The sequence below is a fragment of the Acidovorax sp. genome, assembly GCF_047607405.1.
Taxonomy (GTDB): Bacteria; Pseudomonadota; Gammaproteobacteria; order Burkholderiales; family Burkholderiaceae_C; genus Acidovorax.
Window position 1 is genome coordinate 1 of record NZ_JASGDA010000066.1, and the last position, 21,789, is coordinate 21,789.

The window sequence follows — 21,789 nt, forward strand, 5'->3', positions numbered from 1 at the left end:
CCCCCCCCCAACCGAAAGAATAGCTACTCGCGCTTATCCAGCAAGGGCTGGAGGCCAAAAATAGTATGATTCCTGCATGCCCGCATCCCTGGCCCCGCTGAGCGTTCTGGCGGTCGCGCTGCCCTTCTTGTTCTGCGTCACCGACGCGCCCACGGCCAGCTTCTGGCCGCTGGTCGCGTCGTGGCTGTGCGGCGCCGTGCTGCTGTGCGCGGCGGCGCTGGAGGGGCTGACGCAGCGCCCCGCCGGGCGCGAAGCCTGGGCGCGGCGGCTGGCCTGGGGGCTGGCGCTGGCCGCCGTGGTGGGCGGCGTGATCGGGCTGGCGCAGTACGTGGCGGGCGACCTGGGGCTGTCGCCCTTCGTGCATCCGTCCGTGCCGGGGCAGGCCGTGGGCAACCTGCGCCAGCGCAACCAGCAGGCGTCGCTGCTCAGCCTGGGCGCCTGGGCGCTGCTGTGGTGGACGATGCACGGCAGGCCGTGGCCGCGCTGGGGCGTGGGCGCGGCGCTGGCCGTGATCGCCATCGCATCCGCCGCCACCGCCTCGCGCACGGGTGCGGTGCAGTGGCTGCTGGTGCTGGGGTTCGTGCTGTGCTGGCGGCGCACGGGCGCGGGCCAGCCGCTGCGCTGGGCCGTGGCGGCGCTGCTGGTGTTCGTGGCGGCGGCCTGGGTGCTGCCGGAGCTGCTGTGGCGCATCGACGGTGTGCGGGCGGACGCGCTGTTCCACCGCTTCGCGGGCGATCCGCGCAGCTGCACCAGCCGCCGCGTGCTGTGGGCCAACATGCTCACGCTGATCGCGCAAAAGCCCTGGCTGGGCTGGGGCTGGGGCGAGCTGGACTATGCCCACTACGTCACGCTGTTCCCTGGCGAGCGCTTTTGCGTGCTGCTGGACAACGCGCACAACCTGCCGCTGCACCTGGCGGTGGAGCTGGGCGTGCCCGCCGCCGTGCTGGCCTGCGGCGCCTTGCTGGCCTGGGCGCTGGCCAGCCGCCCCTGGCGCGAGGCGGAGCCCGCGCGCCAGCTGGCCTGGGGCGTGCTCGCCATCATCGGCCTGCACAGCCTGCTGGAATACCCGCTGTGGTACGGGCCGTTCCAGGTGGTGGCCCTGCTGTCGGCGGCGCTGCTGCTGTGGCCCCGGCGCCGGTCGGGCACGGCCCTGGCCGGGCTGGGCGCAGCGCTGATCGCGCTGGCCTGCGCGCTGGCCGCGTGGGACTACTTCCGCGTCAGCCAGCTCTACAAGGCCAGCACCGAGCGCGCCCCAGCCTACCGCGACGACACGCAGGCCAAGGTGGCGCATTCGGTGCTGTTTGCCAGCCAGATCGGCTTTGCGCGCCTGACCACCACGGCGCTGACCCGGGACAACGCCGAGCGCATGAACGCCCTGGCCCATGACCTGCTGCACTACTCGCCCGAGCCGCGCGTGATCGAGCCGCTGATCGAAAGCGCCGCGCTGCTGGGGCGCGATGACGAGGCGGCCTTCCACATGCAGCGCTACCGCGCCGCCTACCCGCAGGACTACGCGCGCTGGATGGGCGCGGGCATCAGGCCAGCTTCAAAAACTCTGTGATCGCGGGCAGGTAGTCGGCAAAGTTGGCGAGCGCGTGCTCGCCGCCCTCTTGCAGCAGCACACGGGCCTGGGGGTAGCGCGCCACCATCTCGCGCCAGTCCAGCACCTCGTCGCCCTTGGCGATGATGGCCAGCTCGGGCGCGGCGGGCGGCAGGTGTTGCGTCTCCAGCGCCCGCAGCTCGGCGATGTATTCGGGCAGAAAGTAAAAGCGCTCCGCCGGGTCGTGCCAGGCGGTCTGTTCGCCGATGTGGCGCGCCAGGTCGCGGGCGGGGAACACGGCGGGGTTGAGCAGCACGCTCGCGCAGCGCGCCTGCTGCGCCACCCAGCTGGCGTAGAAGCCGCCGAGCGACGAGCCGACCACGCCCATGGCCTGCCGGGGCCAGTCGGCAATGCCTTCGGCCACCAGCGCCATGGCCGCCCGGGGCGAGGGCGGCAGTTGCGGGCACCAGAAGGTGACGCCGGGGTGGTGCCGCGCCACATGCTCCGCCATCTGGCGGGCCTTGGCGGACTGGGGCGACGAGCGAAAGCCGTGCAGATACAGCACATGGGTGGCGGGGCGGGCGGCGGGCATGGCGGGATAATCGCACGATGTCCGCCGTCGTTGAAAAGCCCACACCCGCCCAGCGCCTGGCGCCGCTGTTCCAGGGGTTCGACCTGCCGCTGCTGCTGCTGGTGGCGCTGCTGGCCTGCGCCGGGCTGGTGGCGATGTATTCGTCGGGCTACGACCACGGCACGCGCTTCATCGACCACGGGCGCAACATGCTGATCGCGGGCGCCATCCTGTTCGTGGTGGCGCAGGTGCCGCCGCAGAAGATCATGGGCTTTGCCGTGCCGATGTACGTGGCGGGCGTGGCGCTGCTGGTGGCGGTGGCGCTGTTCGGCATCACCAAGAAGGGCGCGCAGCGCTGGGTGAACGTGGGGGTGGTCATCCAGCCCAGCGAGATTCTCAAGATCGCCATGCCGCTGATGCTGGCCTGGTGGTTCCAGAAGCGCGAGGGCACGCTGCGCCCGCTGGACTTCGCGGCGGCGGGCGCGCTGCTGGTGGTGCCCGTGGGGCTCATCATGAAGCAGCCCGACCTGGGCACCTCGCTGCTGGTGCTGGCCGCCGGGGTGTCGGTGATCTTCTTCGCGGGCCTGTCGTGGCGGCTGGTGCTGCCGCCCGTGCTGGTGGCGGTCATCGGCATTGCCACCATCGTCGTCATGGGCGACCACTGGTGCGCCGACGGCGTGCGCTGGCCGGTGCTGCACGACTACCAGCAGCAGCGCGTGTGTACCCTGCTCGACCCCACGCGCGACCCGCTGGGCAAGGGTTTTCACATCATCCAGGGCATGATCGCCATCGGCTCGGGCGGCTTCTGGGGCAAGGGCTTCATGGCGGGCACGCAGACGCACCTGGAGTTCATCCCCGAGCGCACCACGGACTTCATCTTCGCCGCCTATTCCGAGGAGTTCGGCCTGGCGGGCAACCTGTTCCTGATCGTGTGCTTCTTGCTGCTGGTGTGGCGGGGCCTGGCGATTGCGGCGGGGGCGGGCACGCTGTTCGGGCGGCTGATGGCGGGCGCGGTGTCCATGATCTTCTTCACCTACGCCTTCGTGAACATGGGCATGGTCAGCGGCATCCTGCCCGTGGTGGGCGTGCCGCTGCCGTTCATCAGCTACGGCGGCACGGCCATGGTCACGCTGGGGCTGGCGCTGGGCATATTGATGTCGGTGGCGCGGGCGCAAAGGCAAGACCAGAACCCTAAAATGCCGCGATGACTCTCCCCTCTACCGCAGCTACCCAGCAGCGCATCGACATCGCCCGCGAACTGCTCCTGACACCCTTTGGCCTGGACGAAGGCCACCTGGCCCGCGCCCTGGCCGAGATCCGCGCCCACAAGGTCGATGACGCCGACCTGTACTTCCAATACACCCGCAGCGAAGGCTGGAGCCTGGAGGAAGGCATCGTCAAGACCGGCAGCTTCAGCATCGACCAGGGCGTGGGCGTGCGCGCCGTGAGCGGGGAGAAGACGGCGTTTGCGTATTCGGACGACATTTCCGAGGCGTCGCTGTTGGACGCGGCCCGCACTGTCAGGTCAATTTCGGTTGCAGCCCAATCTGGTAGGGCGCAAGTAGCTCCCAAAAAAGTAGCAAAAGGCCGCAGCCTGTACCCGGGCGTGGACCCCATCGCGTCGCTGGACAGCACGGCCAAGGTGGCCCTGCTGGAAAAGCTGGAGCAGCGCGCCCGCGCCAAAGACCCGCGCGTGGCCCAGGTCATGGCCGGGCTGGCGAGCGAATACGACGTGGTGCTGGTGGCCCGCGCCGACGGCACGCTGGCGGCGGACGTGCGCCCGCTGGTGCGCCTGTCGGTGACGGTGATCGCCGAACAGAACGGCAGGCGCGAGATGGGCTCCGCAGGCGGCGGCGGGCGCTTTGGCCTGGCGTACTTCGACGACGAGCAGATGGGCCGCTACGTCGATGAAGCCGTCAATGCCGCCCTGGTCAACCTCGAATCGCGCCCCGCGCCCGCTGGCGAAATGACCGTGGTGCTGGGCCCCGGCTGGCCCGGCATCCTGCTGCACGAGGCCATCGGCCATGGGCTGGAGGGTGACTTCAACCGCAAGGGCTCCAGCGCGTTCAGTGGCCGCATCGGCCAGCGCGTGGCCGCCAAGGGCGTGACGGTGCTGGACGACGGCACCATTGCCGACCGGCGCGGCTCGCTCAATGTCGATGACGAAGGCCACGCCAGCCAGCGCAACGTGCTCATCGAGGACGGCATCCTCAAGGGCTACATCCAGGACAGCCTCAACGCCCGCCTGATGGGCGTGGCCCCCACCGGCAACGGTCGCCGCGAGAGCTACGCCCACATCCCCATGCCGCGCATGACCAACACCTACATGCTGGGCGGCGACAAGGACCCGCAAGAGATCGTCGCCAGCATCAAAAAGGGCCTGTACGCCACCAACTTCGGCGGCGGGCAGGTGGACATCACCAGCGGCAAGTTCGTCTTCTCCGCCAGCGAGGCGTACTGGGTGGAGAACGGCAAGATCCAATATCCCGTCAAGGGCGCCACCATCGTCGGCAGCGGCCCCGAGTCGCTCAAGCACGTCACCATGGTCGGCAACGACATGCGCCTGGACAGCGGCGTGGGCACCTGCGGCAAGGAAGGCCAGAGCGTGCCCGTGGGCGTGGGCCAGCCCACGCTGCGCATCGAGGGCCTGACGGTGGGCGGCACCGCCTGACCGGGCCGCTGGGGACACAGCGCACCATGCCTGCCGACCACCCCAGCCACAGCCAGCTGCTGACGCTGCATTCGTTCGGCGACATCAGCCGCTTTCTGCGCGAGGGCGTGGCCGACGAGGAGTCGCGCCAGTTGCGCGACAGCCTGGGCGCGCTGTCCTCGCAGATCGACGGGGCCGTGCGCGCCCGCCGCACCAGCACCGACAGCGAGGACATCACCCGCCGCGCCGCCGCGCTGGCGCACTGCGCGCGCGAGCACCAGCTCGTTCTGACGGGCCTGGGCTCGGCCTGGCATGCGCTGTACGAGTTCGGCGCCTACCAGCGCGCGCTGCGCGAGCTGCGCCGCGCCATCGCCGACTGGCAGCAGGGGCTGGAGCGCCGCAGCGCCCAGGACGAGAGCGCCCGCTTCGACCAGTTCGAGCTGCTGGCCTGGCGCACGCTGGGCGAGGCGCTCTTGCTCATCGACATGTACGAGTACCAGAGCGGCCCCGAGAACGAGCCGGCCGAGGAGCCGCCGCCCCCGCCCCCGAAGCGCTCCGCCTGGCAGCGCCTCACGTCGTGGCTGCGGCGCTGATGCGCAGTTGTGCTACATTGCCCGCCATGCCCATCCGCAGCGCCTCTTCGTTTTACTTTTGGTTCTTTTATCTCAGTCCCCGGCGGATGAGAGCCCTGCGCGCATAAAAGCACACACGAGCACCCACCAACCGCCGACGCTGCAAAGCCCGGCGGTTTTTGTTTTTTCAGACCCCAACGAGGACACCACACCATGACGGCACAACAAGCCCCCCTGACCAGCGATGCCTGGTATCGCAGCGTCGAGAAAACCAGCCAGACCGACGACGAACGCATACAGGACATCACCGTGCTGCCACCTCCCGAGCATTTGATCCGTTTCTTCCCCATCGGCGGCACGCCGGTCGAGAAGCTCATCACCCAGACCCGCAAGACCATCCACGACATCATGGCTGGCACGGACGACCGCCTGCTGGTCATCATCGGCCCCTGCTCCATCCATGACCCCGCCGCCGCGCTGGAATACGCGCGCCGCCTGGTGCAAGTCCGCAAGGACTGCGCCGACACGCTGGAGATCGTGATGCGCGTGTATTTCGAGAAGCCCCGCACCACCGTGGGCTGGAAGGGCCTCATCAACGACCCCTACCTGGACGAGAGCTACCGCATCGACGAGGGCCTGCGCATCGCGCGCCAATTGCTCATCGACATCAACCGCCTGGGCATCCCTGCGGGCAGCGAATTCTTGGACGTGATCTCGCCCCAGTACATCGGCGACCTGATCAGCTGGGGCGCCATCGGCGCGCGCACGACCGAGAGCCAGGTGCATCGCGAGCTGGCCTCGGGCATCTCGGCGCCCATCGGCTTCAAGAACGGCACGGACGGCAACATCCGCATCGCCACCGACGCCATCCAGTCCGCCAGCCGGGGGCACCACTTCCTGTCCGTCCACAAGAACGGCCAGGTCGCCATCGTCAACACCAAGGGCAACCAGGACTGCCACGTCATCCTGCGCGGCGGCAAGGCGCCCAACTACGACGCGGCCAGCGTGGCCGCCGCCTGCAAGGATTTGGAAGCCGCCAAGCTGCCCGCCACGCTGATGGTGGATTGCAGCCACGCCAACAGCAGCAAGCAGCACGAAAAGCAGCTCGACGTGGCGCGCGACATCGCCGCGCAGATCGCGGGCGGCTCGCGCAGCGTGTTCGGCGTGATGATCGAAAGCCACCTCAGCCCCGGCGCGCAGAAGTTCACGCCGGGCAAGGACGACGCGGCCCAGCTGGAATACGGCAAGAGCATCACCGACGCCTGCCTGGGCTGGGACGACTCGCTGGCCGCGCTGGCCGTGCTGTCCGACGCGGTGAAGGCGCGCCGGGTTATCTAAGCAAAATTGGCTGCTGGCGCTTATCTGACGGGCGCTTGCAGCTATGGTTTTTGTAGCTGCTGCAGCAGTTTGGCGTGGACGCCGCCAAACCCGCCGTTGCTCATGCACACCACGCAGTCCCCGGGCCGCGCCGCCTGCGTGACCTGGGCGACCAGGGTGGCAATGTCCGGCGCCGTCTGCGCCCGGTCGGCTAGAGGGGCCAGCGCCTCGGCGGCATTCCAGTCCAGCCCGGCCGTGTGGCAAAAGGCCAGGTCGGCAGGCTCCAGCGCCCAGGGCAGCTGCGCCTTCATCGCCCCCAGCTTCATGGTGTTGCTGCGCGGCTCGAACACCGCCAGGATGCGCGTGCCCGCGCCCACGCTGCGCCGCAGGCCGTCCAGCGTGGTGCGGATGGCCGTGGGGTGGTGCGCGAAGTCGTCATAGACGGCGATGCCGCCCGCCGTGCCGCGCAGCTCCATGCGGCGCTTGACGTTCTGGAACGTGGCGAGCGCCTCTGCGGCCTGGGCGGGGTCCACGCCGACGTGGTGCGCTGCGGCGATGGCGGCCAGGGCGTTCAGCTGGTTGTGGACACCCGTCAGCGCCCACTCCACGCGGCCTGCCTTGCGGCCCCGGTGGAGCACGTCGAAGGCATGGGGCGGGCCGTCCGCGGTGAAGTCGCTCACTGCCGCGCCAAAGCTGCTTTGCTCGCTCCACAGGCCCATGTGCAGCACGCGGGCCAGGCTTTCTTCCAGCCCGTTGACCACCACGCGGCCCGACGGGGGCACGGTGCGCACCAGGTGGTGGAACTGGCGCTCGATGGCGGGCAGGTCGTCGAAGATGTCGGCGTGGTCGAACTCCAGGTTGTTCAATACCGCCGTGCGGGGGCGGTAGTGGACGAACTTGCTGCGCTTGTCGAAGAAGGCGGTGTCGTATTCGTCGGCCTCGATGACGAACAGGGGGGGGCGGCGAGGGGGGCATGCCCCCGGCTTCGTGTCCCCCGCCCGTTGCGCGGGCTGCGCCTTGACCTGCGCCGGGGGCATGCCCCCCTCGCCGCCCAGGCGGGCGGAGACGGCGAAATTTAGCGGGACGCCGCCGATGAGGAAGCCGGGGTGCTGGCCTGCGCATTCCAGAATCCACGTCAGCATGGATGTGGTGGTGGTCTTGCCGTGGGTGCCTGCCACGGCCAGTACGTGGCGGCCTTGCAGCACGTGTTCGGCCAGCCATTGGGGGCCGCTGGTGTAGGGCGCGCCTGCGTCCAGGATGGCTTCCATCAGGGGGAACTTCGGCGCGCCGTCGGGCAGGCGCGCGCGGCTGACGACGTTGCCGACCACGAACATGTCGGGCTTCAGGGCCAGTTGCTCGGCGCCAAAGCCTTCGATGAGGTCGATGCCCAGCGCGCGCAGCTGGTCGCTCATGGGCGGATAGACGCCCGCGTCGCAGCCCGTGACCTTGTGGCCCGCCTCGCGTGCCAGCGCGGCCAGGCCGCCCATGAAGGTGCCGCAGATGCCCAGGATATGTATGTGCATGGGCCGGGATTTTAATCAAATCGGCCTCTAGCGCTTGCTGGATAAGCGCTAGCAGCTATGAAAAATATAGTCTTTAGAATCCCTGCATGCACACCCCCTTGAGCGAAGAGATCGCCCACACCACCGCCCGCCTGGTGGTGGAGGAGGGCCTGGAATACGGCCCCGCCAAGCGCCGCGCCCTGCGCCAGATGGGCCTGCCCGCGCGCACGCCGCTGCCCGACAACGATCGGGTGGAGTCGGCGGTGCGCGAGTACATCCAGATCTTCTGCGCCGACACCCAGCCCGCCGAACTGCGCGCCCTGCGCCAGTTGGCGCTGGTCTGGATGGAGCGCATGGCGGCCTTCCGCCCGCACTTGGCCGGGGCGGTATGGAACGGCACGGCCACGCGCCTGTCCGACATTTACCTGCAGTTGTTCTGCGATGACCCCAAATCGGCCGAGATTGCGCTCATCGACCACCACGTGGACTACGAACCGCGCACGGTGAAGGGCTTTCACGGCGAACCGGTCGAGGCCCTGAGCCTGGGGAGCCGCTCGCCCGAACTCAATGAAATGATTGGCGTGCATCTCATGGTCCATGACCTGGACGACCTGCGCGGCGCCCTGCGCCCCGACGCCAGGGGCCGCGTGCAGCGCGGCGACATCACCGCCGTGCGGCGCCTGTTGGAAGAAAAAGAGAACCGATGATCCCCCTATCTGCTGACCCCACCCCCTCGCCGGGCCGCCGCCGCCTGCTCTATGCCGGCGTGGCGGGCGCGGCGGCGCTGGGCGGCGCGGGCCTGGCCTGGTGGAAGCTCCAGCCCCATGCGCTGGCGCCGGACGCCGAGCAGGCGCTGTGGGGCCTGGAGTTCGAGCAGCCCCAGGGCGGCACGCTGGCCCTCAAGGTGCTGGCGGGCAGGCCGCTGCTGCTGAACTTCTGGGCCACCTGGTGCCCGCCCTGCGTGGAGGAGCTGCCCATGCTCAACACCTTCCACCGCCAGCACGCGGCCCATGGCTGGCAGGTGCTGGGCCTGGCCGTGGACCGGCCCGATGCGGTGCGCAAGTTCCTGCAGCGCATTCCGCTGGACTTCCCCGTGGGGCTGGCGGGCATGGGCGGCACTCAGCTAGCCCGTTCGCTGGGCAACCTGACGGGCGGCCTGCCGTTCACCGTGGTGCTGGGGGCCGACGGTCGCATCGTGCAACGTAAAATGGGGCAGGTGACCCCGCAAGACCTGCAGCTCTGGGCCGCCTTGCGCTGAATCTTTCAGCGACGCAAACCGCGCAATTGATGGAAATTGCGTGAAAAAGATTGGAGTAGGGCGAAATTGGGGTAAATTCGCCGCCTATTTCTGATTACCAGTCTTGGAGCCTTCATGGATCTGCGAAAACTCAAAACCCTCATCGACCTCGTGTCCGAGTCGAACGTCTCCGAGCTTGAAATCACCGAGGCCGAGGGCAAGGTCCGCATCGTCAAGAGCGGCGGCGCGGTCGTCCAGCAATACGTGGCTGCTCCGGTGCCGCAGGCCGCCCCGGCAGCCGCCGCCCCTGTCGCAGCGCCTGTGGCCGAACTGCCCGCGCCGCCCGCAGCCGCAGCGGCGCCCACGGGCCACGTCGTCAAGTCGCCCATGGTGGGCACCTTCTACCGCTCGTCCAGCCCGGGCGCCAAGCCCTTCGTCGAGGTGGGCAGCCAGGTCAAGGAAGGCGAGACCATCTGCATCATCGAGGCCATGAAGATCCTCAACGAGATCGAGGCCGACAAGACCGGCACCGTGACCAAGATCCTGGGCGAGAACGGCCAGGCCGTCGAATACGGCCAACCGCTGTTCGTCATCGAATAAGGCGCGCATGTTCAAGAAAATCCTGGTTGCGAATCGGGGGGGCCTTGCCGAAGGCAAGGCGAAGCAAATTGCACGGGCACGCGCCAGCGTGCGGGCGATGAGCCGCGAGGTAGCCTATGTTTAAAAAAATCCTGGTTGCCAATCGCGGCGAAATCGCCCTGCGCATTCAGCGCGCCTGCAGCGAGCTGGGCGTGAAGGCCGTCATGGTCTATTCCGAGGCCGACCGCGACGCCAAGTACGTCAAGCTGGCCGAGGAGGCCGTGTGCATCGGCCCGGCGCCCTCGCCGCAGTCCTACCTCAACATGCCCGCCATCATCTCGGCGGCCGAGGTGACGGACGCCGAGGCCATCCACCCCGGCTACGGCTTCCTGTCGGAGAACGCCGACTTTGCCGAGCGCGTGGAAAAGAGCGGCTTCCAGTTCATCGGCCCCACGCCCGAGTCCATCCGCATCATGGGCGACAAGGTGTCGGCCAAGCAGGCCATGATCCGCGCGGGCGTGCCCTGCGTGCCCGGCTCCGAGGGCGAACTGCCCGACGACCCGGTGCAGATCCGCCGCGTGGCCAAGGCCATCGGCTACCCCGTCATCATCAAGGCGGCGGGCGGCGGCGGCGGGCGCGGCATGCGCGTGGTACACACCGAGGCCGCGCTGGTCAACGCCGTGCAGATGACCAAGGCCGAGGCGGGCGCCGCGTTCGGCAACCCGGCGGTCTATATGGAGAAGTTCCTCCAGAACCCGCGCCACATCGAAATCCAGGTGCTGGCCGACAAGTTCAAGAACGCCGTCTATCTGGGCGAGCGCGACTGCTCCATGCAGCGCCGCCACCAGAAGGTGATCGAGGAAGCGCCTGCGCCGGGCATCCCGCGCAAGCTCATCGAGAAGATCGGCGAGCGTTGCGTGGCCGCGTGCAAGAAGATCGGCTACCGGGGCGCGGGCACGTTCGAGTTTTTGTACGAGAACGGCGAGTTCTACTTCATCGAAATGAACACCCGCGTGCAGGTGGAGCACCCCGTGACCGAATGGATCACGGGCGTGGACATCGTCAAGACGCAGATCATGGTGGCGGCAGGCGAGAAGCTGCCCTTTACCCAGCGCCAGATCGAGATCCGCGGCCACGCCATCGAGTGCCGCGTGAACGCGGAAGACCCGTACAAGTTCATCCCCTCGCCGGGCCGCATCACCACCTGGCACCCACCGGGCGGGCCGGGCGTGCGGGTGGACTCGCACGCCTACACCAACTACTTCGTGCCGCCCAACTACGACTCCATGATCGGCAAGATCATCGTTCACGGCGACACGCGCGAGCAGGCCCTGGCGCGCATGCGCACGGCGCTGTCGGAGACGGTGGTCGAGGGCATCAACACCAACGTGCCGCTGCACCGCGAGCTGATGGTGGACGCGAAGTTCATGGCGGGCGGCACCAACATCCACTACCTGGAAGAGTGGCTGTCGCAGCACAAGCGCTGAACCAGATGTTTGAATTGAGCCTGATGGTTCCCGAAGACCGCGTCGAAGCGGTCAGCGACGCGCTGGACGCGCTGGACGCCCTGAGCATCTCCGTGGAAGACGCCGACGCGCAGACCGACGCCGAGCAGGCGCTGTTCGGCGAGCCCGGCATGCCCCCGCCCAAGGACGGCTGGCAGCGCAGCCGCGTGGTGGCGCTGTTCCCCACCGAGGCGACCGCTACCGAGGCGCAGCACCTGCTGGCCGTGCAGGACTTTTTCGGGGGCTGTGCGGTGCTGGGCATCGCGCAGGTGGCCGAGCAGGACTGGGTGCGCCTGACGCAATCGCAGTTTGCGCCCGTGGACATCACGCCCGACTTCTGGATCGTGCCCACCTGGCACGAGTTGCCCGCGCAGGCGGCGCGCAGCATCCGGCTGGACCCCGGCCTGGCCTTCGGCACTGGCACGCACCCCACCACGCGCATGTGCCTGCGCTGGATCGCGCGGCAGAACGCGGCGTCGCTGGGCCGCGTGCTGGACTACGGCTGCGGATCGGGCATCCTCGCCATCGGCGCGGCCAAGTTCGGCGCGACGGATATTGACGCGGTGGACATCGACCCGGCGGCGGTCGAATCCACCGCGCAGAACGCCCAGGCCAACGGCGTGCAGCTGAAGGCGGGCCTGCCCGACAAGGCAAAAGGCGAATACCAGACGGTGCTCGCCAACATCCTCGCCACGCCGCTGCGCGTGCTCGCGCCCCTGTTGTGCGGTCACGTCGCGCCGGGCGGGAACCTCGTCCTGGCGGGCATCCTGGAGCGCCAGGCCGACGAGCTGAAAGAAGCCTATGCGCCCTGGCTGGCGCTCGAAGTGGCCGATGCCGAGGACGGCTGGATCCTGATGACCGCGCGCCGCTGACGGGGCTTGGGCGCATGAGCCAGATCACCCGCTGCCCGTCCTGCGGCACCACGTTCAAGGTGGTGGCGGACCAGCTGCGCATCTCCGAAGGCTGGGTGCGCTGCGGCCAGTGCAAGGAGGTGTTCGATGCCTCGGCCCACCTGCTGCCCGCTGTGGCCCCCGCGCTGCTGCCCGATGTGTCGCTGACCGACGTGCGGCCCCCACCCGTGCCGGTGGCGCGCACGCCCGAACCCGCGCGGGCCTGGGGCGCGCCGCCATCGACCACACCCGTGCCTGCACCCGCGCCCGATGTTGTGGTGCCGACGGAGTCGGTCTGGGTTGGCGACAGCCCTGCCGAGCCGGTGCTGGATGTTCCGGACCCCGCCGTGCCGGCGTTTCTGTCCGTGGGCCCGGGCGGAATGCCCCCGCAAGAGGGGGCTGAACCCCTGTCGCCCTTTGCCTGGCGGCCGCGCCCAGCCCCGCCCGCCGAACCCCCGCCGCCGCTCGCGTCCACGGGGTACGAGCTGCCTTCGTCCTTGGAACCTCTCGACCCCGACGAGGCCCTGGACCGCCCCCCGTTCGCGGAAACCCAGCCCGCCGACCTGCTCGACCTGGATGCACTTCGGGCCCTGGACCTGGCCGCCAGGCCGCCGCAGCCGAGCGCGGAGGCCACCACCATGTCCCCCGCGCCGCAGGAGCCCGAGGAAGAAGCCCTGGCGCTGGCCGATGACGATTCCCCCGTCGCCGCGCTGCAGGCATTGGCCCGCAAGATGGCCCGGGACCCAGAGGACACGCCCGACGACGGCGCGGAACCCGCCGCGCTGGCGGAGCCGGAGCCGGAAGAAGTCAGCTTCGTCGTGGCGGCGCGGCGCAAGGCGTTCTGGCGCAAACCCGCCGTGCGTGCCGCGCTGGCGCTGCTGCTGCTGCTGTCCGCGCTGGCGCTGGCGCTGCAGGTGGTGGTGCATGAGCGCGACCGCATCGCTGCTGTGGATGCGCGCGCGCGGCCCTGGCTGGCGCGGTTGTGCGTTCCGCTGCAATGCAAGATCGCCCCGCACCGCCAGATCGACGACGTGGTCATCGACAGCTCGTCCTTCAACAAGGCCCGGGGCGACAGCTACCAACTCGCCCTGGCCATCAAGAGCCGGGCTTCCATCCCCCTGGCGATGCCTGCGGTGGAACTGACCCTGACCGATGCGCAGGACCAGGCCGTGCTGCGGCGCGTGCTGCTGCCCTCCGACCTGGGCGCACCCGCCGAGCTGGCGGCGCGGGGCGAGTGGAGCACCACGGCGTCCGTCATCGTCACGACCGGCGGCGCCCGCGTCGCGGGCTACCGCCTGCTCGCGTTCTATCCCTGACTTCCTACTTGGCGACTCACTGACATGGCAGCACTCATCTGCGGATCCCTGGCGTTCGACACCATCATGACTTTCGAGGGGCGGTTCGCCGACCAGATCCTGCCTGACCAACTGCACATCCTGAACGTGTCGTTCCTCGTGCCCACGCTGCGCCGCGACTTCGGCGGCTGCGCGGGCAACATCGCCTATGCCCTGAAGCTGCTGGGCGGCGAGCCCCTGCCGATGGCCGCCGTGGGAAGTGACGGCGGCGACTACGTAGCGCGGCTACGGCAACTGGACATCGCCACGGACTTCGTGCGCCTGCTGCCCGACACCTACACCGCGCAGTGCTACATCACCACCGATTTGGCGAACAACCAGATCACGGCCTTCCATCCGGGCGCGATGCAACAGGCGCATCTCACAAGCATCGCGCCGCGCGGCGACATCCGCCTGGGCATCATCTCCCCCGACGGGCGCGACGCCATGCTGCAGCACGCGGCGCAGTTCGTGGCCGCAGGCATTCCGTTCGTCTTCGACCCCGGCCAGGGGCTGCCCATGTTCAACGGCGAGGAACTGATGCGCTTCGTCGAGCAGGCTGCGTGGGTCACGGTGAACGACTACGAAGGCCGCATGCTGTGCGACCGCACCGGCCTGACGCTGGACGCCCTGTCGCGCAAGGTGCGCGGCCTCGTCGTGACGCTGGGCGCCGAGGGCTGCGACGTGTGGGTGCAAGGCACCAGGACCCACGTACCCGCCTTGACGCCCGCGCAGGTGGTGGACCCCACGGGCTGCGGCGACGCCTGGCGCGGCGCGCTGCTGTATGGGCTGGAGAAGGGCTGGCCCCTGGAGCGCTGTGCGCAACTGGGCAACCGCGTGGGCGCGCTGAAGATCGCGCAGCGCGGGCCGCAGAACTACACGCTGGACTTCACCCCGGAATGAAGCATTGGCGCTACTGAAAAAGGAGCTGCTTGCGCCTTCTCTGATTGGATTTCAGATAGAAAACCATCTGAAAGCCAATAAACAAAGGCACAGGCAGCTCTTAATTTGAGAGCAACCGAAAATAAAAAAGCCCGGCATCGGAATGCCGGGCCAGGCGCCAGGGGCGCTGGAAAGATCAGGGCTTGTTGCCCGTAGGGAAGGGCCAGGCCGCCTGGGGGTTCAGCGTGGTCTGCGCCGCCGGGGCGGGGGCAGGGGCAGGCTTGGCGGGAGCCTTCTTGGGAGCGGCGGCTTTCTTGGCCGGTGCTGCCTTCTTGGCGGGGGCGGCCTTCTTCGCTGCTACGGCCTTCTTGGCAGGGGCGGCTTTCTTGGCCGGTGCGGCTGCCTTCTTGGCGGGGGCGGCCTTCTTCGCTGCTACGGCCTTCTTGGCGGGAGCGGCTTTCTTGGCCGGTGCGGCCGCCTTCTTGGCGGGGGCGGCCTTCTTCGCTGCTACGGCCTTTTTGGCAGGGGCGGCTTTCTTGGCCGGTGCTGCCTTCTTGGCGGGAGCGGCCTTCTTGGCTGCTACGGCTTTCTTGGCCGGTGCGGCTGCCTTCTTGGCGGGGGCAGCCTTCTTCGCTGCTACGGCCTTCTTGGCGGGTGCTGCGGCCTTCTTGGCCGGTGCAGCTTTCTTAGCGGGAGCCGCCTTCTTCGCGGCGGGTTTTTTCGCAGTTGCCATCATGTTCTCCTTGGGTCAATTTGCAAAGAGCACTTCCTGTCTTCATCGGGCAGGAAGCGATCCATGGAGATGGAGAAGAAGCTCTCCATCTCCATGAACACGGAAACGCCCCGCGCGGCGGCGCTCTGTGGCGCGGTCTGTGCGGGGCGTGGTGTTGAAAGCCATGGCGGTGTGCAATGCGAAAGGCGCTAGTCCCAGGACAGCGCACCACCGGACTGGTATTCGATAACCCGGGTCTCGAAGAAGTTACGCTCCTTCTTCAGGTCGATCATTTCGCTCATCCAGGGGAACGGGTTCTCCTCGTTGGGGAACAGCGTTTCCAGGCCGATCTGCGTGGCGCGCCGGTTGGCGATGTAGCGCAGGTAGCCCTTGAACATGGAGGCGTTCATGCCCAGCACGCCGCGTGGCATGGTGTCTTCGGCGTAGCGGTATTCCAGCTCGACGGCCTTGAGGAACAGGGCCTTGATCTCGGCCTTGAACTCTGCTGTCCACAGGTGCGGGTTTTCGAGCTTGAGCTGGTTGATGAGGTCGATGCCAAAGTTGCAGTGCATGGACTCGTCGCGCAGGATGTACTGGTACTGCTCGGCGGCGCCGGTCATCTTGTTCTGGCGGCCCAGCGCCAGGATCTGCGTGAAACCCACGTAGAAGAACAGCCCTTCCATGAGGCAGGCGAACACGATCAGCGACTTGAGCAGCGTCTGGTCGGTCTCGAAGGTGCCGGTGTGGAAGTTCGGGTCCATGATCGCCTCGATGAAGGGGATCAGGAACTCGTCCTTGTCGCGGATCGAGGGCACTTCGAGGTAGGCGCTGAAGATCTCGCCTTCATCCAGGCCCAGCGATTCGACGATGTACTGGTAGGCGTGCGTGTGGATCGCTTCCTCGAACGCCTGGCGCAGCAGGAACTGGCGGCACTCGGGCGCGGTGATGTGGCGGTAGGTGCCCAGCACGATGTTGTTGGCGGCCAGCGAGTCGGCCGTGACGAAGAAGCCCAGGTTGCGCTTGACGATGCGGCGCTCGTCCTCGGTCAGGCCGTTGGGGTCCTTCCAGAGCGCGATGTCGCGCGTCATGTTGACCTCTTGCGGCATCCAGTGGTTGGCGCAGGTGGCGAGGTACTTTTCCCAGGCCCACTTGTACTTGAACGGCACCAACTGGTTCACGTCGGTCTGGCCGTTGATGATGCGCTTGTCGGCTGCGTTGATGCGACGGTGCGCAGTGCCGTGCACAGCGGCCTGGGTGCTTGCCGCAGCGGTCACGGGCTGCAGCGCGGGAGTCTGGAAAGAGGCGGTCGGCTGCCCCGCCGCGCGGTTGTTGTGCAGACCGCCGTCCAGTGGATTTTGCGATGAGGGCTTGACTTCTTCGTCCCAGGTCAACATAGATTTTCCAGTGTTCGGATTATGAAAGCAGTGCTGCGAAAAGAAAAGCACCGAAGCGTTATGCAGCAACGATTTGTTGCTTCACAGCACATGCGCAACGCGCCGGACGCATGCATGCATCCGGTGCGTGCGATGTGCTTACTGGCAGGCCTCGCAGGTGGGGTCGTCGATCGCGCAGAACTTGATGTCCGTGGCGGGCAGCGCGGCAGCCTGTGCGGCAGCGGCGGCGGCTGCGGCTTCGAGCGCGCTGGGTTGCGCCTGCGCGGGCGCGGATGCCTGCGGCGCACCGCCTTCGTGGCCCGACGACACGGCGTTGAGCTGGCGCGTGTTCACCGTGCTCATCTCCACGTGCGTGGCGCTTTGCGTGCGCAGGTAGTACGTGGTCTTGAGGCCGCGCACCCAGGCGAGCTTGTAGGTGTCGTCGAGCTTCTTGCCCGAGGCGCCGGCCATGTAGATGTTCAGGCTCTGCGCTTGGTCGATCCACTTCTGGCGGCGCGCTGCGGCCTCGACGAGCCACTGCGGCTCGACCTCGAACGCGGTGGAGTACAGGGCCTTGATGTCCTGCGGCACGCGGTCGATGGGATGCAGCGAACCCTTGAAGTGCTTCAGGTCCATGATCATCACGTCGTCCCACAGGCCCAGGCGCTTCAGGTCGCGCACCAGGCCCGCGTTGATGACGGTGAACTCGCCCGACAGGTTGGACTTGACGGACAGGTTGCCGAACGAGGGCTCGATGGACGCATCCACGCCGATGATGTTGGAGATGGTCGCCGTGGGTGCAATGGCGACGCAGTTGGAGTTGCGCATGCCGTCCTGCGCGATCTTCTTGCGCAGCGTGTCCCAGTCCAGCGTGGAGGAACGGTCCACTTCCACGAAGCCGCCACGGGCCTGGGCGAGCAGGTCCAGCGAATCGATGGGCAGAATGCCCCGGTCCCACAGCGAGCCCTTGTAGCTGGAGTACTGGCCGCGCTCGCGCGCCAGCTCGGTGGACGCCCAGTAGGCGTAGTAGCAGATGGCTTCCATCGACTGGTCGGCGAACTCCACGGCGGCCTGCGAGGCGTAGGGGATGCGCAGCTCGTACAGGCTGTCCTGGAAGGCCATCACGCCCAGGCCCACGGGTCGGTGGCGCAGGTTGGAGTCGCGCGCCTTCTTCACGGCGTAGTAGTTGATGTCGATCACGTTGTCGAGCATGCGCATCGCCACGCTCACGGTCTTCTTGAGCTTGTCGTGGTCGATCTTCCCGTCCTTCAGGTGCTGCAGCAGGTTGACCGAGCCGAGGTTGCAGACCGCCGTTTCGGTGTCGCTGGTGTTGAGCGTGATCTCGGTACACAGGTTGGACGAATGCACCACGCCCACGTGCTGCTGGGGCGAGCGCACGTTGCAGGCGTCCTTGAAGGTGATCCAGGGGTGGCCGGTCTCGAACAGCATGGTCAGCATCTTGCGCCAGAGGTCGGTGGCCTGCACCGTCTTGCTGGGCTTGATCTCGCCGCGCGCGGCCTTCTCCTCATAGGCCACGTAGGCGCGCTCGAAGTCCGCGCCGAACAGGTCGTGCAGGTCGGGCACGGACGAGGGCGAGAACAGCGTCCAGGTGCCCTTTTCCATCACGCGGCGCATGAACAGGTCGGGAATCCAGTTGGCCGTGTTCATGTCGTGCGTGCGGCGGCGGTCGTCGCCGGTGTTCTTGCGCAGCTCCAGAAATTCTTCGATGTCCAGGTGCCAGGTTTCCAGGTAGGTGCAGACGGCGCCCTTGCGCTTGCCGCCCTGGTTCACGGCCACGGCCGTGTCGTTGACGACCTTCAGGAAGGGCACCACGCCCTGCGATTCGCCGTTGGTGCCCTTGATGTGGCTGCCCAGGGCGCGCACGCGCGTCCAGTCGTTGCCCAGGCCGCCCGCGAACTTGGAGAGCAGCGCGTTTTCCTTGATGGACTCGTAGATGCCGTCCAGGTCGTCGGGCACGGTGGTCAGGTAGCAGCTCGACAGCTGCGAGCGCAGCGTGCCGCTGTTGAACAGCGTGGGCGTGCTGGACATGAAGTCGAAGGACGACAGCACCTCGTAGAACTCGACGGCGCGCGCCTCGCGGTCCACCTCGTTGAGCGCCAGGCCCATGGCCACGCGCATGAAGAACGCCTGGGGCAGCTCGATGCGGGTCTTCTTGACATGCAGGAAGTAGCGGTCGTACAGCGTCTGCAGGCCCAGGTAGTCGAACTTCAGGTCGCGCTCGGGCTTGAGCGCGCTGGCCAGGCGGGCCAGGTCGTACTGCAGCAGGCGCTCGTCCAGCAGCTCGTTGTCCACGCCCTTCTTGATGAACTGCGGGAAGTAGTCCACGTAGGCTGGGCCCATCTCGGCGTGCGTGGCCTCGCGGCCCAGTACCTCGCGCACGATGGTGTGCAGCAGCAGGCGGGCGGTGGCGTAGGTGTAGTCGGGGTCTTTCTCGATCAGGGTGCGCGCGGCCAGGATGGATGCCTTATAGACCTCGTCCATGGGCACGCCGTCGTACAGGTTGCGCATGGTCTCGGCCACGATGGGCTCGGCCTTCACGTCGGCGCCCAGGTTGACGCAGGCGGATTCGATCAGCGCGCGCAGGCGGGTCAGGTCCAGTGCCACGCGGGTGTTGCCGTCCAGCACGTGCAGCACGGGCGCTGCGGGGTGGGGCTGCTGCTCGGCCTGGCGGGCGCGCTCTTGCGCGCGGCGCTCGCGGTACAGCACGTAGGCGCGGGCGATCTCGTGGTGGCCGCTGCGCATCAGGCCCAGTTCCACCTGGTCCTGCACGTCCTCGATGTGGAAGGTGCCGCCGCCGGGGCGCGAGCGCACCAGGGCGCGCACCACGTTCTGCGTGAGCGTGTCCACCACCTCGCGCACGCTGGCCGATGCCGCGCCCTGTGTGCCATGCACTGCCAGGAACGCCTTCATCATCGCCACGGCGATCTTTTGCGGCTCGAAGGGCACGACCGCGCCGTTGCGGCGGATGATCTGGTAGTGCGCGAGCGCGTGGGGGGCGGCCTTTGGCTCCTGCTGGGGGGCTTCGGCCACGGTGGCGCGGGCGGTGGAGGGGGTGTTCAAAGCAGCTTGCATGGATGTCCTCTTCTCTGGGCTGTCCGGTGTGAGTCGTGCGCGGCTGGGAGCGCTGCCGCGCTGGAGAGTCTGTGTGCGGTCTTGGATCCCGCGCACACTATATATGGGGTGTGCGGTGTGTTCAAGACACTACCGGTAGTGTACCGCCATCTGTTGGCTGGAAAATGAAAACAACATGTTTTTGGTGCGCCGCACCCTTGCGCGTGGGCCCTGCGCAAGCCCTGCAGGATCGGCAAACCAAGCCGAAATGCACGCTGCGGCGGGCGATGGCGGGGGTTTTGCGCCGCCAGCCCGCATGGCGCCTGGCGCGGAAGGTTTTTCAGGCGCGCACGGCCTGGGGAAAGCACTGAGGCGGCCAGTCCAACTGCCCTTGCACCAGCGTCCAGTCGAACCCGGAGCCCGGGTCCTGCTTGCGTCCGGGCGCGATGTGTTCGTGGCCCGCGATGTGCGCGATGGGGTAGCGCAGGGCGATGTCCCGGCAGAGTGCGGTCAGCGCCTCGTATTGCGCGGGCTCGAACTGCTGGCCCTCCAGTCCTTCCAGCTCGATGCCGATGGAGTCGTCGTTGCACTCGCTGCGCCCGCGGTAGCTGGAGCGGCCCGCGTGCCAGGCGCGCATGTCGCAGTCCACGAACTGCCACAGCGTTCCCGTGCGGGTGATGAAGAAGTGCGCGGAGACCTGCAGCCCGCGGATTTCCTGAAAGTAGGGGTGCGCATCCCAGTCCAGGCTGTTGGTGAACAGTTGCTGCACCGCGCCGGTGCCGTATTCGCCGGGCGGCAGGCTGATCGAATGGACCACGATGAGGTCGATGGCCGCTGCGCAGTTTGCCGGGCGTTCGCCATGGTTGGGGGACGCCAGCCGCGTGGCCGCACGGTGCCAGCCGCCTTCCCAGGGCCAGGCCGCGCCGTCAGCCCGCGTCGTCATGGGCGTCCTGATCGTTGGGCATGGCGATGTTCAGCCGGGCGATGCGGTAGCGTATCTGGCGCAGGCTGATGCCCAGCCGCGCAGCGGTGGCCGTGCGGTTGTAGCCAGCCTCGCGCAGCGCGCGGACGAGGATGCCCCGCTCCTGCTGGTCGAGCCAAGCCTGGAGATCATTGGGCAGCGGGACGGTGCTGTCCGTGTGGTCGGGGGACGGCAGTGCCGAGGGCGTGGGCGGTTCGCTGGGCGCTGCTGTCGGCGGCGGGGCGGGTGGGGGCGGCTCGGGTGTGCCTGTGGGCGGGTCCACATGGAGTTCCTCGCCGTCGCTGAGCGCGACGGCCCGGTGCAGCAGGTTCTCCAGCTCCCGCACGTTGCCGGTCAGCGGGTGCGCGGCGATGGCCTGCAGGGCCTGCTCGGTGAGGGCGGGCACGGGCATGCCCGATTCCTGCGCTATGCGCGCCAGCAGCGCCTGGCACAGCGCAGGCAGGTCGTCGCGCCGCTCGCGCAGCGGGGGAATCACGATCTCGATCACGTTGAGCCGGTAGTACAGGTCCTGCCGGAAGCGGCCCGCCTGCACGTCGGCGGCCAGGTCGCGGTGGGTGGCGCTGACGATGCGCACGTCCACCGTCTCCTCCTGCGTGGAACCCAGCGGGCGCACGCTGCGTTCCTGGATGGCGCGCAGGAGCTTGGACTGCATGGCCAGCGGCAGGTCGCCGATCTCGTCCAGGAACAGCGTGCCGCCCCGCGCGGCCTGGAAGTAGCCGTCGCGGTCCTGCGACGCGCCGGTGTACGAGCCCTTGCGCGCTCCGAAGAACTCGGCCTCCAGCAGGTTCTCGGGGATGGCGCCGCAGTTCACCGCCACCAGCGGGCCTTCGGCGCGCTGGCTGCTGGCATGCAGGGCCTGGGCCACCAGTTCCTTGCCGGTGCCGGACTCGCCATGGATCAGCACCGGCGCCATGCCGCGCGCCACCTTGGCCACGCGCTGTTTGACGGTGCGCATGGCTTCGGACTCGCCCACCAGCCGGTCCAGCGCCGCGCTCGGCGCGGGCGCATCGTTGGAACGCCCCGCACCGCCGCCATGGCGCGCGGCGCGCGGCGCGGGCACGCCGCCCGTGC

The 21,789-nt window shown here is 68.2% G+C and carries 19 protein-coding genes; 12 read left to right on the forward strand and 7 right to left on the reverse strand.

The window, feature by feature from the left end:
• Positions 1-76 precede the first annotated feature (76 nt).
• Entirely contained in the window at positions 77-1,561 is a 1,485-nt protein-coding gene (locus QM569_RS07695) for a PglL family O-oligosaccharyltransferase (protein ID WP_414986644.1), read from the forward strand.
• On the opposite strand, the gene QM569_RS07700 is transcribed toward QM569_RS07695, so the two are convergent.
• The gene (locus QM569_RS07700) at positions 1,536-2,132 is read right to left on the reverse strand and encodes a YqiA/YcfP family alpha/beta fold hydrolase (protein ID WP_414986645.1); all 597 of its coding nucleotides are present in this window, start codon (positions 2,130-2,132) and stop codon (positions 1,536-1,538) included. The two genes, QM569_RS07695 and QM569_RS07700, sit on opposite strands and share 26 nt — an antisense overlap.
• 17 nt (positions 2,133-2,149) lie before the next feature.
• Here QM569_RS07700 and rodA point away from each other — a divergent pair, with 17 nt between their 5' ends.
• The 4 genes from rodA (at position 2,150) to QM569_RS07720 (ending at position 6,671) form a co-directional block, all read left to right on the forward strand.
• A complete protein-coding gene (gene rodA, locus QM569_RS07705) occupies positions 2,150-3,319 on the forward strand; it encodes a rod shape-determining protein RodA (RefSeq protein ID WP_414986646.1) in 1,170 nt (389 codons plus the stop codon).
• Positions 3,316-4,782, forward strand: coding sequence for a metalloprotease TldD (gene tldD / locus QM569_RS07710; RefSeq protein ID WP_414986647.1), 1,467 nt, complete (start codon positions 3,316-3,318; stop codon positions 4,780-4,782). The genes rodA and tldD overlap by 4 nt, the downstream gene beginning before the upstream one ends.
• Before the next feature lie 26 nt (positions 4,783-4,808).
• Positions 4,809-5,354 (forward strand): hypothetical protein, encoded by a 546-nt coding sequence (locus QM569_RS07715; RefSeq protein ID WP_414986648.1) that lies wholly within the window; start codon positions 4,809-4,811, stop codon positions 5,352-5,354.
• A gap of 192 nt (positions 5,355-5,546) precedes the next feature.
• A complete protein-coding gene (locus QM569_RS07720) occupies positions 5,547-6,671 on the forward strand; it encodes a 3-deoxy-7-phosphoheptulonate synthase (protein WP_414986649.1) in 1,125 nt (374 codons plus the stop codon).
• A 41-nt stretch (positions 6,672-6,712) separates the two neighbouring features.
• Here QM569_RS07720 and mpl read toward each other — a convergent pair whose 3' ends face one another.
• Positions 6,713-8,173 carry a UDP-N-acetylmuramate:L-alanyl-gamma-D-glutamyl-meso-diaminopimelate ligase gene (mpl, locus tag QM569_RS07725; protein WP_414986650.1) on the reverse strand — a complete coding sequence of 487 codons (1,461 nt, stop codon included), beginning with the start codon at positions 8,171-8,173 and terminating at the stop codon, positions 6,713-6,715.
• 86 nt (positions 8,174-8,259) lie between these two features.
• Between mpl and QM569_RS07730 the strand changes: the two genes are divergently transcribed.
• From QM569_RS07730 to QM569_RS07760, 7 genes are all read left to right on the forward strand, one after another.
• A complete protein-coding gene (locus QM569_RS07730; RefSeq protein WP_414986651.1) occupies positions 8,260-8,859 on the forward strand; it encodes a hypothetical protein in 600 nt (199 codons plus the stop codon).
• Positions 8,856-9,410: a TlpA family protein disulfide reductase gene (locus tag QM569_RS07735; RefSeq protein ID WP_414986652.1), complete on the forward strand. Its 555-nt coding sequence runs from the start codon at positions 8,856-8,858 to the stop codon at positions 9,408-9,410. The genes QM569_RS07730 and QM569_RS07735 overlap by 4 nt, the downstream gene beginning before the upstream one ends.
• A gap of 114 nt (positions 9,411-9,524) precedes the next feature.
• The gene (gene accB, locus QM569_RS07740; RefSeq protein WP_414986653.1) at positions 9,525-9,989 is read left to right on the forward strand and encodes an acetyl-CoA carboxylase biotin carboxyl carrier protein; all 465 of its coding nucleotides are present in this window, start codon (positions 9,525-9,527) and stop codon (positions 9,987-9,989) included.
• A 116-nt stretch (positions 9,990-10,105) separates the two neighbouring features.
• Positions 10,106-11,455, forward strand: coding sequence for an acetyl-CoA carboxylase biotin carboxylase subunit (accC, locus tag QM569_RS07745; protein ID WP_414986654.1), 1,350 nt, complete (start codon positions 10,106-10,108; stop codon positions 11,453-11,455).
• 5 nt (positions 11,456-11,460) lie between these two features.
• Positions 11,461-12,345, forward strand: coding sequence for a 50S ribosomal protein L11 methyltransferase (gene prmA, locus QM569_RS07750; RefSeq protein ID WP_414986655.1), 885 nt, complete (start codon positions 11,461-11,463; stop codon positions 12,343-12,345).
• 14 nt (positions 12,346-12,359) lie between these two features.
• Entirely contained in the window at positions 12,360-13,679 is a 1,320-nt protein-coding gene (locus tag QM569_RS07755; RefSeq protein WP_414986656.1) for a DUF3426 domain-containing protein, read from the forward strand.
• 24 nt (positions 13,680-13,703) lie between these two features.
• A complete protein-coding gene (locus QM569_RS07760) occupies positions 13,704-14,600 on the forward strand; it encodes a carbohydrate kinase family protein (RefSeq protein ID WP_414986657.1) in 897 nt (298 codons plus the stop codon).
• 175 nt (positions 14,601-14,775) lie between these two features.
• On the opposite strand, the gene QM569_RS07765 is transcribed toward QM569_RS07760, so the two are convergent.
• The 5 genes from QM569_RS07765 to QM569_RS07785 form a co-directional block, all read right to left on the reverse strand.
• Positions 14,776-15,312, reverse strand: a complete 537-nt coding sequence (locus QM569_RS07765; protein ID WP_414986658.1) for a histone — start codon at positions 15,310-15,312, stop codon at positions 14,776-14,778.
• Between the two features lie 188 nt (positions 15,313-15,500).
• Positions 15,501-16,685: a ribonucleotide-diphosphate reductase subunit beta gene (locus QM569_RS07770; protein ID WP_414986659.1), complete on the reverse strand. Its 1,185-nt coding sequence runs from the start codon at positions 16,683-16,685 to the stop codon at positions 15,501-15,503.
• A gap of 138 nt (positions 16,686-16,823) precedes the next feature.
• On the reverse strand, positions 16,824-19,757 hold the full coding sequence (locus tag QM569_RS07775; RefSeq protein ID WP_414986660.1) for a ribonucleoside-diphosphate reductase subunit alpha: 2,934 nt from the start codon (positions 19,755-19,757) through the stop codon (positions 16,824-16,826).
• Positions 19,758-20,076: 319 nt separating this feature from the next.
• The gene (gene ampD / locus QM569_RS07780; protein WP_414986661.1) at positions 20,077-20,679 is read right to left on the reverse strand and encodes a 1,6-anhydro-N-acetylmuramyl-L-alanine amidase AmpD; all 603 of its coding nucleotides are present in this window, start codon (positions 20,677-20,679) and stop codon (positions 20,077-20,079) included.
• On the reverse strand, positions 20,663-21,789 hold a 1,127-nt coding region (locus tag QM569_RS07785; protein WP_414986662.1), incomplete at its 5' end, for a sigma-54 interaction domain-containing protein. The genes ampD and QM569_RS07785, both read right to left, overlap by 17 nt.